General features: G+C 73.2%; 13 protein-coding genes. 6 read left to right on the top strand and 7 right to left on the bottom strand.

Translation table 11 applies throughout. From position 1 onward, the window contains the following. Window positions 1-96 precede the first annotated feature (96 nt). Window positions 97-1,485 carry a hypothetical protein gene (locus TK50_RS27690; protein ID WP_052503964.1) on the top strand — a complete coding sequence of 463 codons (1,389 nt, stop codon included), beginning with the start codon at window positions 97-99 and terminating at the stop codon, window positions 1,483-1,485. Between the two features lie 69 nt (window positions 1,486-1,554). On the opposite strand, the gene TK50_RS27695 is transcribed toward TK50_RS27690, so the two are convergent. The 7 genes from TK50_RS27695 to TK50_RS27725 are packed head-to-tail and all read right to left on the bottom strand — an operon-like array spanning window position 1,555 to window position 6,671. Further along, window positions 1,555-1,941 carry a cupin domain-containing protein gene (locus tag TK50_RS27695; protein WP_043968368.1) on the bottom strand — a complete coding sequence of 129 codons (387 nt, stop codon included), beginning with the start codon at window positions 1,939-1,941 and terminating at the stop codon, window positions 1,555-1,557. Continuing rightward, window positions 1,938-2,357 carry a cupin domain-containing protein gene (locus TK50_RS27700; RefSeq protein WP_043968369.1) on the bottom strand — a complete coding sequence of 140 codons (420 nt, stop codon included), beginning with the start codon at window positions 2,355-2,357 and terminating at the stop codon, window positions 1,938-1,940. Before TK50_RS27700 ends, TK50_RS27695 begins: the two co-directional genes overlap by 4 nt. Before the next feature lie 25 nt (window positions 2,358-2,382). Beyond that, window positions 2,383-3,207: a phosphoenolpyruvate hydrolase family protein gene (locus tag TK50_RS27705; protein WP_043968370.1), complete on the bottom strand. Its 825-nt coding sequence runs from the start codon at window positions 3,205-3,207 to the stop codon at window positions 2,383-2,385. 1 nt (window position 3,208) lies between these two features. Further along, window positions 3,209-4,459, bottom strand: coding sequence for a Tm-1-like ATP-binding domain-containing protein (locus tag TK50_RS27710; RefSeq protein ID WP_199486154.1), 1,251 nt, complete (start codon window positions 4,457-4,459; stop codon window positions 3,209-3,211). Window position 4,460: 1 nt separating this feature from the next. Further along, window positions 4,461-4,919 (bottom strand): carboxymuconolactone decarboxylase family protein, encoded by a 459-nt coding sequence (locus tag TK50_RS27715; protein ID WP_043968372.1) that lies wholly within the window; start codon window positions 4,917-4,919, stop codon window positions 4,461-4,463. Beyond that, entirely contained in the window at window positions 4,916-5,692 is a 777-nt protein-coding gene (locus tag TK50_RS27720; RefSeq protein ID WP_052503965.1) for an SDR family NAD(P)-dependent oxidoreductase, read from the bottom strand. The genes TK50_RS27715 and TK50_RS27720 overlap by 4 nt, the downstream gene beginning before the upstream one ends. 40 nt (window positions 5,693-5,732) lie before the next feature. Further along, window positions 5,733-6,671: an NAD(P)-dependent oxidoreductase gene (locus TK50_RS27725; RefSeq protein ID WP_043968373.1), complete on the bottom strand. Its 939-nt coding sequence runs from the start codon at window positions 6,669-6,671 to the stop codon at window positions 5,733-5,735. A gap of 386 nt (window positions 6,672-7,057) precedes the next feature. On the opposite strand from TK50_RS27725, the gene TK50_RS27730 reads away from it, so the two are divergent. The 5 genes from TK50_RS27730 (at window position 7,058) to TK50_RS27750 (ending at window position 12,240) form a co-directional block, all read left to right on the top strand. After that, entirely contained in the window at window positions 7,058-8,392 is a 1,335-nt protein-coding gene (locus TK50_RS27730; RefSeq protein WP_199486155.1) for an ABC transporter substrate-binding protein, read from the top strand. Between the two features lie 93 nt (window positions 8,393-8,485). Next, window positions 8,486-9,370, top strand: a complete 885-nt coding sequence (locus TK50_RS27735) for a carbohydrate ABC transporter permease (protein WP_043968375.1) — start codon at window positions 8,486-8,488, stop codon at window positions 9,368-9,370. 2 nt (window positions 9,371-9,372) lie between these two features. Further along, window positions 9,373-10,293, top strand: a complete 921-nt coding sequence (locus TK50_RS27740; RefSeq protein WP_043968377.1) for a carbohydrate ABC transporter permease — start codon at window positions 9,373-9,375, stop codon at window positions 10,291-10,293. 4 nt (window positions 10,294-10,297) lie between these two features. Then, window positions 10,298-11,152: an amidohydrolase family protein gene (locus tag TK50_RS27745; protein WP_043968378.1), complete on the top strand. Its 855-nt coding sequence runs from the start codon at window positions 10,298-10,300 to the stop codon at window positions 11,150-11,152. After that, a complete protein-coding gene (locus TK50_RS27750; protein ID WP_052503966.1) occupies window positions 11,149-12,240 on the top strand; it encodes a hydroxyacid dehydrogenase in 1,092 nt (363 codons plus the stop codon). Before TK50_RS27745 ends, TK50_RS27750 begins: the two co-directional genes overlap by 4 nt. The last annotated feature ends 7 nt before the right edge of the window (window positions 12,241-12,247 follow it).

Raw genomic sequence — 12,247 nt, forward strand, 5'->3', positions numbered from 1 at the left:
CTCCGGTTCCGTCGCCGCCGTGCCGCTGACCCGCCCCGACGCGCGGTCCGCCCCACTGCGGGACGGCCGCGGGGCGCGCACCCCCGAGGAGAGCGTGTGGGGTCCCTGGTGGGAATCCAGATCGGTGCCATCTCCTTCGTCGACGAGGGCGTCGACCAGGTTCTCGACATCGTCGGCGAGGCCGCGGCGGTCGACGCCGTGTTCGTGGCGACCCAGTCCTTCGACCGTGGCCTGCAGGGCCGGCAGGTGGTGAGCCGCCCCTGGCCCGGCCACGGCGCCCGCGAACTCGACCACCACCACGTCGGCGGCTCGTACGTCACCCAGCACCCGGAGTTCTACGCCAACACCGCGCTCGGGCCGTTCCGCGCCCCGGACCGCGAGGTCGCCGGCTTCGACGTGCTGGAACAGGTCATCCCGGCCGCCCGGCGGCGCGGCATGAGGGTCTACTCGTTCGTCCTGGAGAACACCCACTCCGGGCTGACCCGGCACGTGCCGAACTGGCCGAAGGTCCTGCAGGTCGACGCCTGGGGCCGCGCCGACCCGTACGCCTGCGTGCGCAACCCCGACTACGTCGCCTGGTGGCTCGGCCTGATCGAGGACCAGCTCAAGAGCTACCCGCTGGACGGGCTCATGTTCGGCTCCGAGCGGCACGGCCCGCTCGGCAACGTCCTGGGCGACGGCGGCTTCGCCCGCGACGGCAACCCGTACTGCTTCTGCCCGCACTGCGAGGCCGCCGGCCACCGCCGCGGCATCGACGTGCGCCGGGCCCGCGAGGGGTACGTCGCGCTGCACCGGCTCGCCCACGGCGGGGCCGACCCCGGCGGCGACAGCGGCTTCGTGCGCTTCCTGCGCCTGCTCACCGAGTACCCGGAGATCCTCGCCTGGGAGCAGCTCTGGACCGACGGCTTCGAGGCCCTGCGCCGCCAGCTCTACGGCGCCGCGAAGTTCCTCGCCCCGCACGTGCAGGTCGGCTGGCACGTCTGGCACCACAACTCGTTCTCCCCGCTCTACCGGGCCCAGACCGACTTCACCGCCCTCGCCGAGTACGCCGACTTCGTCAAGCCGGTGCTCTACAACAACTGCGCCGGCTACCGGCTGCACCACCACATCCGGCAGGTGGCCCGGAGCATCTTCGCCGGGGTCGACGAGCAGACCCTCTACGACCTCTACCGGGGCGTGCTCGGCTACGACGAGGCCGTCCGGTTCGACGACCTGCCCGCCACCGGCCTGTCCGCCGACTACGTCACCCGGGAGACCCGCCGCACCGTGGCCGCCGTCGCCGGCCGGGCCGCCGTGTACCCGGGGCTGGACCTCGACGTGCCCACCCCGGAGCACGTCAAGAAGACCAGCCCCGAGGAGGTCCGCGCCTCGGTCACCGCGGCGCTCGACGGCGGCGCTGACGGCATCATCCTGTCCCGCAAGTACTCCGAGATGCGGCTGGACAACCTCGCCGCCGTCGGCGACACCCTGCGCGCCCGCGCCTGACCCGCTGCCGGACACGAATCGGGGCGGGGACCCGTGCAGGGTCCCCGCCCCGATCGTCGTGGCGACCGGTCAGCCGGCCGGCGGTCCGGGTCGCCCGACGTCGTGGCCCAGGGCGAACTCCGGCTCCCGGTGCAGGTGCCCGGCCGGCTCGCCCTCGGGAACGGCCGCGACGAAGAAGAACAGCCGCAGGTCGTCGGTGTACGCGCGCAGGATGTCGTGCTCCACCCCGGCCGGCGTGCAGACCAGGTCACCGGGGGCGACGTCGTACTCCTGCGCCCCGACGGCGACGCGGGCCCGGCCCTCGACCACCGCCCAGTACTCGGGGCAGGAGTGGTGATGCCGGTCGAACCGGAAGCCGGCCCGCTCCAGGCTGAACCAGCCGACCGCCGACAGGTCGCTCCAGGCCGGCCCGTCCACGGTCCACCGCTGGCCGGCGCCCAGCCGCAGGACGCTCACGCGCCCGGCCGCTGCCAGGCCACGACCTCACCCGCCGGGTGGCGGCAGAAGTCGGGCAGCCCGGTCAGCGCCTGCTCCTCGCCGCCCGGCGTGTACGTCACCAGCAGCCGCAGGGTGCGCCAGGTGGAGTTCATCGTCGAGTGCAGGGTGCCACGGGGGATGTAGACCATGTCGCCCTCGGCGATGGCGAACTCGTCGTCGCCGACGGTCTGCACCCCCGCCCCGGACACCACGTAGATCAGCTCGTCCGCGCCGGCGTGCAGGTGCCGGCCGTGGCCCTGCCCCGGGTTGATGATGACCTCGCCCTGGGAGTTGACGGCCCCGGGGATGGTCACCGGCGAGACGAACCACTTCATGGTGCCCCAGTCGAAGCTGAAGGTCTCCACGTCGTGCGCGGGGATGTGGGTGGGTGGCATGGGGGTCTCCGATCGGGGGTTGGCTTCAGGAGGTGGGCAGGGACTTGAAGGCGCGGACCTGGGCGGTCAGGGCGCGCTCCACCGGCAGGCGTTCCATCGACGAGGCGCCGAAGAAGCCGACCACGCCGGTGGTGTGGGCCAGCACGTACGCGGCGTCGTCCGGCTCGGCGATCGGGCCGCCGTGGCAGAGCACCAGCACGTCCGGGTTCACCGCCACGGCGGCGTCCCGCATGGCCTGGATCCGCTCGACCGACTCGTCGAGGGTCAGCGCGGTCCGCGCGCCGATGGTGCCGGACGTGGTCAGCCCCATGTGCGGCACCAGCACGTCCGCACCGGCCGCCGTCATGGCCGCCGCCTGCTCGGGGTCGAAGACGTACGGACAGGTGAGCAGGCCGCGTTCGGCGGCCAGCCGGATCATCTCGACCTCCAGGTCGAAGCCCATCCCGGTCTCGGCGAGGTTCTGCCCGAACACCCCGTCGATGAGGCCGACGGTGGGGAAGTTCTGCACCCCGGTGAAGCCGATCGCGGCCAGCTCGTCGAGGAACCGGGGCATCAGCCGGAACGGGTCGGTGCCGCAGACGCCCGCGAGCACCGGGGTGTCCCGCACGACCGGCAGCACCTCGGCGGCCATCTCGACCACGATCGCGTTCGCGTCGCCGTAGGGCAGCAGGCCGGCGAGCGAGCCGCGCCCGGCCATCCGGTAGCGGCCCGAGTTGTAGATGATGATCAGGTCGGCCCCGCCGGCCTCGGCGCACTTGGCCGACAGGCCGGTGCCGGCGCCCGCGCCGACGATCGGCCGGCCGGCGGCCGCCTGTTCCCGTAGCCGCCGCAGCGCCTCCGCGCGTTCCATCTCAGGCTCCCTTCTGGATCAGCCGGTGCAGGGTGTCGGCCATCGCCGCCGCGAACTCCGGTGCGTTGACGTGCGCGTCGACGCGGTGCAGCGTCCCGCCGTGCGCGGCGAGGGTCGCCGCGAGGGCGTCGCGGCACGCCGTGTCGGCCGCCGGGTCGGCGAACGGCTGACCGGGCGCGTCCAGCGCGCTCACCCCGCCGTCGGGCCAGAACACCTCGGTCGGGCCGGTCGCGGCGGCGGCCTTCGCGCCGATCCGCCGGCCCAGCTCGGCCATCTCGTCGGCGGTGGTGCGCATCAGGGTCACGGTCGGGTTGTGCACGAAGAACAGCCGGTCGGCGAAGCGCTCCGGCACGGTGTCGACCGGCCCGAAGTTGACCATGTCCAGCGCGCCGGGCGCGATCACCTGCGGCACACCGGCCGCCCCGGCGGCGGTGAGCCGGTCCGGCCCGGCGGTGAGCACCCCGCCCACCAGGTCGTCGGCCAGCTCGGTGGTGGTCAGGTCCAGCACCCCGGCGAGCAGTCCGGCCTGGGCCAGCCCCTCCAGGGCCCGGCCCCCGGCACCGGTGGCGTGGAAGACCAGCACCTCGTACCCCAGCTCCTCCAGCCGGGCCTTGGCGGCCTCGACGGCGGGGGTGGTGACGCCGAACATGCTGGCCGCGACGATCGGCCGGGCGTCGGTGGCGGTGTCGGCGCGGGACCGGTCGCGGGCCATGCCGGCCATCGCCGCGGCGGCGTTGCCGAGCACGAGCCGGGAGATCCGGTTGACCCCGGCGACGTCGACGACCGAATACATGATCGTGACGTCCTTCGCCCCGACGTACGGGGAGACGTCGCCGGAGGCCATGGTCGAGACCAGCAGCTTCGGCAGCCCGACCGGGCAGGCGGCCAGCACCGCCCCCGCGATCGACGACCCGCCGGAGCCGCCGGCGGCCAGCACGCCGTCGACCCGGCCCGCGGCGACCAGCCGGCCGACGACCGCCGCCGCGCCCCGGCCCATCGCGGTGACCGCCGCGCCCCGGTCGCCCGCCGCGAGCAGCTCGGCGACGGTGGTGCCGGCGGCCTCGGCGACCTCGTCGGCGGTGACGTCCGGGGTGAGGCCGCGCGGCGCGGCGGTGCCGGCGTCGACGACGAGGACGTCGACGCCGAGGGCACGCAGCCGCTCGGCCAGGTACGCGTAGTCGGGGCCCTTGGTGTCGAGGGTGCCGACGAGAACGACGGTGGGCATGCCGGCCTCCTTCGGGGCGGTGGACATGTCAGCTCCCTTCGGGCAGCGGTGGGGCGGGCGGGTCGGGGTCGTCGACGTCGACCCCGGCGTCGGCGAGCGCGGCGCGGACCACCGCGAGCGCGTTGATCGCCCGGGGGAACCCGACGAACTGCACGCAGTGGATCACCACCTCGACGATCTCGGCGGGGGTGAGGCCGACCCGCAGCGCGGCCTTGGTGTGCCCGGCGATCTGCGGGTCCGCGCCGCCCATGCCGATGAGCACGGCGAGGGTGGCGATCTCCCGGCGGGCCAGGTCGAGGCCGGGCCGGGAGTTGACGTCGCCGAAGTTGAACTCCAGCCCGAAGCGGGCCAGGTCGGCGCCGAGGCCGGAGCGGCGCTGCAGGAACACGTCGGCCGCGCCCGGCCCGTAGATCTCGTTGAACGCCCGCCGTCCCCGGTCGAGCCGGCTCTGTCCGGCCTCGGGCGTCCCGGTCGGTTCCGTGGTCAAATCGAGTGCCCTCCGTCCTGGGCGAGGGTGACGCCGGTGATGTACGCGGCCGACTCCTGGCACAGGAAGACCACCGAGGCGGCCAGGTCGTCGGGTTGGCCGAGGGTGCGGGTGGGGATCTGGGCGAGCAGCTCCTCCCGGCGCTGCGGGGTGTCCCGGTCCCGGCCCGGGGTGGCCTGCGCCCCGGGGGCGATGGCGTTGACGGTGATGCCGGTCTCGGCCAGCTCGATGGCCAGCGCCTTGGTCAGGCCGATCACCCCGGCCTTGGCCGCCGCGTACGCCGTGGCGTTGCGCACCAGCCGGCCGCCGCGCACGGCGGCGATGGACGACAGCGACACGATCCGCCCCCAGCCGCCGGGCAGCATGTGCGGCAGGACCGCCCGCGTGGAGGTGAACACGCTGGTGAGGTTGCGGTCGAGCTGGGTCTGCCACTCGTCGAGCGTCAGCTCGGCGAACGGCCGGACCAGGCCGCCACCGGCGGTGTTGACCAGGATGTCGATGCCGCCCCACTCGGCGGCGGTGCGGTCGGCCGCCGCGACGACGGCGGCGAAGTCGAGCAGGTCGACCGCGTCGTGCCGGGCGGTGGCCCCCCGGGCGGTGAGGTCGGCGGTGGTGGCCGCGGCGGCGTCGGCGGAGATGTCCAGGCCGGCCACGGCGGCGCCCTGGTCGGCGAGGGCCCGGCAGATGCGGCGGCCGAGGGCGCCGCCGGAGCCGGTGACGACGGCACGGCGGCCGGCCAGCGGGCGGGCCGACGGCGCGGGTGGGGCTGTCATGTCGCGGGAGGTTCCCTTCGGGTGGAGGTGTCCGGTTGGCTCAGGTGGGGTCGATGACCAGGTTGTCGGGTCGCCGGCCGTGGGCGAACAGGTCGATCTGCGCGGCGGCCACGGCCCAGGCGCGCGCCGCGATCCCCTCGGTCACCCCGGCGACGTGCGGGGTGAGCGTGACGTTCGGCGCGTCCCACAGCGGGTGGTCGGGCGGCAGTGGCTCGGGGTCGGTGACGTCCAGGATCGCGTGCAACCGGCCGCCGCCGGTCTCGCGCAGCAGCGCGTCGGTGTCGACCAGGGTGCCCCGGCCCGCGTTGACCAGCACCGCGCCGTCGCGCAGTCCGGCGAGGAACCGCGCGTCGGCGATCCGGTCGGTGTCCGGGCCGGCCGGCAGCGCGAGGACGACGACGTCCTGCTCGGCCGCGACGGCGGCGAACCCGGCGGTCGACAGGACGCCCGCGCGGGCGCGTCGCCCGACCAGGGTCACCTCGCAGCCGAAGGGGCGCAGCAGGCCCGCGACGTGCCGGCCGATGTCACCGGCGCCGAGGACGGCCACCCGGCTGCCGGCCAGCGACCGGCCGGTCCGGCGCTCCCAGCGCCGCCGGCGCTGCGCCTCGGCGAAGAAGGTCAGCTCCCGGTGGTGCGCGAGCAGCACCGCGACGACCCACTCGGCCACGACCGCGCCGTGCGCGCCACGGGCGTTGGACAGGCCCACGCCGGGTGGCAGCCGGCCGATCCAGCCGTCGTAGCCGGCGTTGAGGGTCTGCACGAGCCGGACGTGGGGGAGCCGGGGAAGCAGGGCGAGGGTGCGCTCCACCGGGTGGAAGCCGTGCACGAGGACGACGGCGTGGTCGCGCTGCCCGGCCGTCGGCTCCCCGCCGGGCCCGAGCAGCTGCGGGCGCAGCAGTGGGTACGCCGTCAGCGCCGCCGCGCCCTCTTCATCGGGCACGAGGACGCAGACACCTGCGTCGCCGTCACTGTCGGTCATGGCATCTGCACTCCGTGGTCGGTGGCGGGCAGGCGCGCCCGGACGGCGCGCGGCTGCTCCTCGTGGCCCCGGGGGCGGGACGAGGCCGACGGCGGCGGGCGGCGAGGGCCCTGCATGTATAACGTTTCAGAGCGGTGCTGGCAAGCCCGTCTGCCGGTGCGCCGCCCGCTGCCTGTCCGGCGTGCGCGCATTCCGCCCTGCTCCGTGTCGCTGTCGCCCCGTCGACCCGCGGAGCTGGGGCGGCGGCCGGGCCGCGTTACAAGCGGGAAACAGCCTGTTGACACTGCGGATGTGACGCAGGTAGCATCCGTCCGTTGAAACGATTTAAAGGCCGGCCGGCTATGCGCGTTGCTTCGCACGACCATCCCTGCCCCCGAGGAGCACCCGTGATCAGAACCTGGCGAGCCGCTCGCACGCACCCCACACTACGCACAGTAGCGGCTGTCAGCGCCGCCGCCCTGCTGGTTTCGGGATGCAGTGCGGCAGGCACCGGCACCAAGTCCGGTTCCGCCTCCAAGCCCACCGCGTTCTCGGCGCTGTTCACCACCGAGAACACCCAGATCCCCGCCGAGCTCAACCGGCTCGCCGCCGGCGAGTGCAAGGCCCAGAACGACGCGCTGCCGCTCAAGATCGAGCAGACCCCCAGCAGCAACATGCAGCAGAAGGTGCAGCTCCTCGCCGGCCAGGACGCGCTCCCGGTCCTGTTCGCCGGGGGTAACGCCCTGATCAACAAGGACGGGGCGCTGCAGAAGTCCGGTCAGCTCGTCGACGTCAAGAAGGCACTGACCGACCTCGGCGTCGCCGACAAGCTCACCCCGGCCGCGTCCGACACGATCGACAAGCTCTACGGCGGTGGCGTGTACCCGACCATCCCGTTCCAGTACAACATCGAAGGCATCTTCTACAACAAGAAGATCTTCGAGGAGCAGGGCATCGCCGTCCCCGCCACCTGGGACGAGCTGCTCGCCGCCGCCGCGAAGCTGAAGGCCGCCAAGATCACCCCGTTCACCGCCTCGGGCAAGACCGGCTGGACGATCAGCCGCTGGGTCGGCGCGTACATCCTGCGTGACCTGGGCCCCGACGCGCTGAAGAAGGTCGCCGACGGGCAGGCCAAGCTGACCGACCCCGAGTACGTCCGGGCCGCCCAGGCGATCGCCGACCTCGGCAAGGCCGGCTACTTCGTCGACGGGGTCACCTCCGTCGACTACGACACCGCCACGGCCAACCTGCTCAACGGCAAGGCCGCCATGATGTACATGGGCAGTTGGCTGCTGGCCAGCATCAACGACCCGAAGAAGAACCCCCTCGGCGACGCGATCGGGTTCATGCCCGTCCCCGCCGTCACCGGCGGCAGCGGCTCGATCGACCAGTACCCGGCCAACGTCGGCGCGCCGACGGCGATCTCCGCCAAGCAGTACAGCCCCGAGGTCGGCGGCTGGCTCAAGTGCATCGCCGAGAACTACGCCAGCGGGCTGATGGAGACCCAGGGCGCCTTCTCCGGCTTCAAGATGGGCAAGCCGGTGGCCAACGTCCCGCCGCTGACTCAGGACCTGCAGAAGCGCATCGACGCCAGCACCTCCACGGTCCTGTGGTTCGAGGCCCTGTTCAACACCAAGGCGACCGGCGACGCCAGCGCCAACGCCGCCCCGCTGCTCACCGGTGCCATGAAGCCCGAGCAGTACATGAGCCTGCTCCAGAACGACCTCTCTGCGGCACAGTAGTTCCGGCGGGCCGGTCCACCGGGCGGCGGCGGGTGACCGCCGCCCGGTGGACGGCCCCACCGGTCAGGCATCCTTGGTTGGGACGGGTAATCAATGGACCGAGTATTCGGTGACAAAAGGGCCATCGCGATCCTGCTCGGGCCCGCGTTGTTCATGTACACGGCGATCATGCTGGTGCCGTCGGTGTGGTCGCTGTTCTACGCCTTCTCCACCGGCAACGTGATCGAGGGCTTCCGCCCGGTCGGGCTCGACAACTTCCGCAAGCTCCTGGACGACCCGATCGTCCCGACCTCGCTGCGGTTCACCGTGACCTACGCCCTGGTCATCACGGTCGGGCAGATCCTGCTCGGCCTGGCGCTGGCCCTGTTCTACGTCTTCGTGCTGCGCCGGGCCTCCGCGCTCATCCGTACCCTGGTCTTCTTCCCGGTGGTGCTGCCCACCGTCGCGGTCGGCCTGCTGTTCTCCAAGATGTTCGCCATCGCGCCGCAGACCGGCCCGGCCAACAGCCTGCTCGACGTCCTGGGGTTCGGGGCGACCGACTGGTTCTCCACCGGCAGCAAGGCGTTCTGGGTCATCATCCTGATGGACCTGTGGCGCACCATGGGCTTCTACGCGGTGCTGCTCTACACCGGCCTGCTCGACATCCCCGGCGAGGTCCTGGAGTCCGCGCGGCTCGACGGGGCGGTCGGCTGGAGGCTGCTGCGGCACATCGTGCTGCCGCTGGCGCTGCCGGTGCTGATCTCCTCGATCATCTTCAGCCTGAACTCCTCGCTGAAGGTCTTCGACTCCGTGGTGGCGCTGACCAACGGCGGCCCCGGGACGTCGACCACCCCGCTGAACCTCTACATGTTCCAGACCTCGTTCTTCTACAGCGACTACGGCTACGGCAGCACCCTGGCGATCCTGATCACCACCATCTGCCTGACCGTCACGCTCTTCCTGTTCCGCTCCTCCCGACGAGACCTCACCAAGGGCTGACCATGGCGACACGTACGGACCCCTCCGCGCCGGTGGCGACCCGCGCGACCGCACCTGCCCCGCCCGCGCCGTCGCGCCGCCGCGGCGTCAACTGGCGTCGGGTGGGCAACCGCGCCTGGACCGGCCTGGTGATCGCCGTCCTGCTGGTGATCACCATCTACCCGCTGTTCTGGATGTTCGCCAGCTCGCTGAAGACCGAGAACGAGTTCATCACCGAGCCGCTGTGGTCGCTGCCCCGCGAGCTGAACTTCCAGAACTACGTCGACGCGTGGGAACTCGGCGGCATCGGCACCGTCATCCGCAACAGCCTGCTGGTGACCCTGCCGTCGCTGTTCTTCATCCTCGCCCTCGGCGCGGCGGCCGGGTTCGCCCTGGAGGTGATGGTCTGGAAGGGGCGCAACACCGTCCTGCTGCTCATCGTCGGCGGGATGATGCTGCCGCTGCAGCTGATCCTGCTGCCGCTGTTCACGATCTACTTCCGCCTCGGCCTCACCGACTCGCTGCTGCCGCTCATCCTCACCTACGTCGGGCACGGCCTGCCACTGACGGTGTTCCTGATGGCGGCCTACTTCCGGGCCGTGCCCCGGGAGCTGTTCGAGGCCTCGACGCTGGACGGGGCGGGGGTGTTCCGGGCGTTCTTCTCCGTCGGCCTGCCGATGGTCCGCAACGGCCTGCTCACCCTCGGCCTGCTGATGTTCTTCTCCGTCTGGAACGACCTGCTCATCGCGTTGACCTTCAACACCAGCAAGGAGCTGAGCACCATCCAGGTGGGCCTGCTCAACTTCAACGGCGAGTACGGCTCGACCCTCTACGGCCCGCTCTTCGCCGGCATCTGCACCACCGTGCTCGGCATCCTGGTCGTCTACGTGTTCATCAACAAGCAGATCATGAAGGGCCTGGCGGCCGGGTCGCTGAAGGGCTGAACCGGTGATCGTCGACGCGCACACCCACGCCTGGCCGCGCTGGCCGTACCGGCCGCCCGTGCCGGACGACGCCACCCGGGGCGGGGTCGAGGTGCTGCTGCACGAGATGGCCGCCGCCGGGGTGGACCGGGCGGTCGTGGTGGCCGCCGAGATCGACCGCAACGCCGACAACAACGACTACGTCGCGGCGGCGGTGGCCCGGCACCCCGGGCGGCTGCACCACTTCGCCGACCTGGACAGCCGGTGGAGCCCCCGGCACCACACGGCCGGGGCCGCCGACCGGCTCGCCGCGCTCGCCGACCGGTACCCGCTCGCCGGGATCAGCCACTACCTCGGCCCCGACAACGACGGGTGGCTGCGCTCGGCGGACGCCCGGGCGCTGTTCGCCGCCGCCGAGCGCCGGGGTCTGCTCATGGGACTGGCCGCCGGGCCGGCCTGGCACGCCGACCTGCGCGCGCTCGCCGCGACCGTGCCCGGCCTGCCCATCCTGTGCAACCACCTGGCGCTGGTGCCGGCCTGGCCCGGCGGCGTCGCCGACGCCCTGGCCCGGGTGCTCGACCCGGCCGCCCCCGCCAACCTGATCGTCAAGGTCTCCGGCCTCCAGTACGGCGCGGCCGACCCCTGGGACGTCCCGCACCGGGCGGCGCTGGACGTCGTCCGGGCGTACTACGAGACGTGGGGGCCCCGGCGCCTGGTGTGGGGCTCGGACCACCCGGCCTCCGGCGCGGCCATGACGTACCGGCAGTCGCTGGAGGCGGTGCGGCGGCACTGCGACTTCATCGCGCCGGCCGACCTGCCGCTGGTCCTCGGCGGCACCCTCGCCGGGCTGCTCGGCGACCCGGAAGGAGTCCGCGCGTGACCCCGCCGCCGCCCCGCCCGCGCGTGGCTCCGCCGCCCCGCCCCCGGGTGGGCGTCGCCTGCAACCGGGCGACCCGGGAACGCTTCGTCACCGAGGCCGCGCTGGCCCGCCTCGCCGGGGTCGCCGACGTGGCCTGGCTGGAGTTCGACGGACCGGACCGCTCCACCGCGCCGCCACCGACGGACCCGGCGACCGTCGCCCGGCTGACCGCCTTCGTGGCCGACCTCGACGCGCTGATCGTCAGCCACGGCTGCCCCCGGGTCACCGACGAGGTGCTGGCCGCCGCGCCCCGGCTGCGCCTCGTCGGCGACACCCACGGCGATCGCTTCGCCCACCGCGTCGACGTCGCCGCCGCCCGCGCCCGGGGGGTCTGGGCGGTGGACACCACCAACGGCTCCTCCGACCCGGTGGCCGAGTGGGCGCTCGCGCTGATGCTCGTCGGCCTGCGCAACGCCGGCGCGCTGTTCCGCCGCCTCGTCGCCGACGAGGTGCTCTGGCCCGACCGCAGCGTGTTCCTCGACGACCCCGGCTACCGCAACGGCGAGCTGACCGGCCGGACGGTCGGCATCATCGCGCTCGGCCACATCGGCCGGCGGCTGCTGGAACTGCTCGCCCCGTTCCACGTCAACGTCCTCGCCCACGACCCGTACGCGCCCCGGGTGCTCGCCGACGTCTACGACCTCACCCTGACCAGCCTCGACGGCGTGCTCTCCGGGTCCGACGTGGTGGTCTGCCTGGCCCCCCTGACCAGCGCCACCCGGGGCCTGCTCGGCGCCCGCGAGATCGCCCTGCTCAGGCCCGGCGCGGTCTTCGTCAACGTGTCCCGGGGCGCGGTCGTCGACTCGGCCGCGCTCCTCGACCGGCTCGCGACCGGCGACATCGTCGCCTGCCTCGACGTGTTCGACCCGGAGCCGATCCCGGCCGGGCACCCCGTTCGCGCCCTGCCCAACGTCTTCCTCAGCCCGCACATCGCCGGGGTCACCGCCGCCAGCGAGCCGCGCTTCTTCGACCTGATGGTGGACGAGGTGATCCGCGTGATCCGCGGCCACCACCCCCGCCACGAACTGGTCCCCCGCGAACCCGACTGAACCGCCC

The organism is Micromonospora haikouensis, from assembly GCF_000876225.1.
Lineage (GTDB): Bacteria > Actinomycetota > Actinomycetes > Mycobacteriales > Micromonosporaceae > Micromonospora > Micromonospora haikouensis.

Bases quoted from the DNA above. Each gene is read 5' to 3' on its own strand.
- TK50_RS27700 (WP_043968369.1), bottom strand. From the start codon at position 2,357: ATGCCACCCACCCACATCCCCGCGCACGACGTGGAGACCTTCAGCTTC.
- TK50_RS27705 (WP_043968370.1), bottom strand. From the start codon at position 3,207: ATGGAACGCGCGGAGGCGCTGCGGCGGCTACGGGAACAGGCGGCCGCC.
- TK50_RS27710 (WP_199486154.1), bottom strand. From the start codon at position 4,459: ATGTCCACCGCCCCGAAGGAGGCCGGCATGCCCACCGTCGTTCTCGTC.
- TK50_RS27720 (WP_052503965.1), bottom strand. From the start codon at position 5,692: ATGACAGCCCCACCCGCGCCGTCGGCCCGCCCGCTGGCCGGCCGCCGT.
- TK50_RS27725 (WP_043968373.1), bottom strand. From the start codon at position 6,671: ATGACCGACAGTGACGGCGACGCAGGTGTCTGCGTCCTCGTGCCCGAT.
- TK50_RS27735 (WP_043968375.1), top strand. From the start codon at position 8,486: ATGGACCGAGTATTCGGTGACAAAAGGGCCATCGCGATCCTGCTCGGG.
- TK50_RS27740 (WP_043968377.1), top strand. From the start codon at position 9,373: ATGGCGACACGTACGGACCCCTCCGCGCCGGTGGCGACCCGCGCGACC.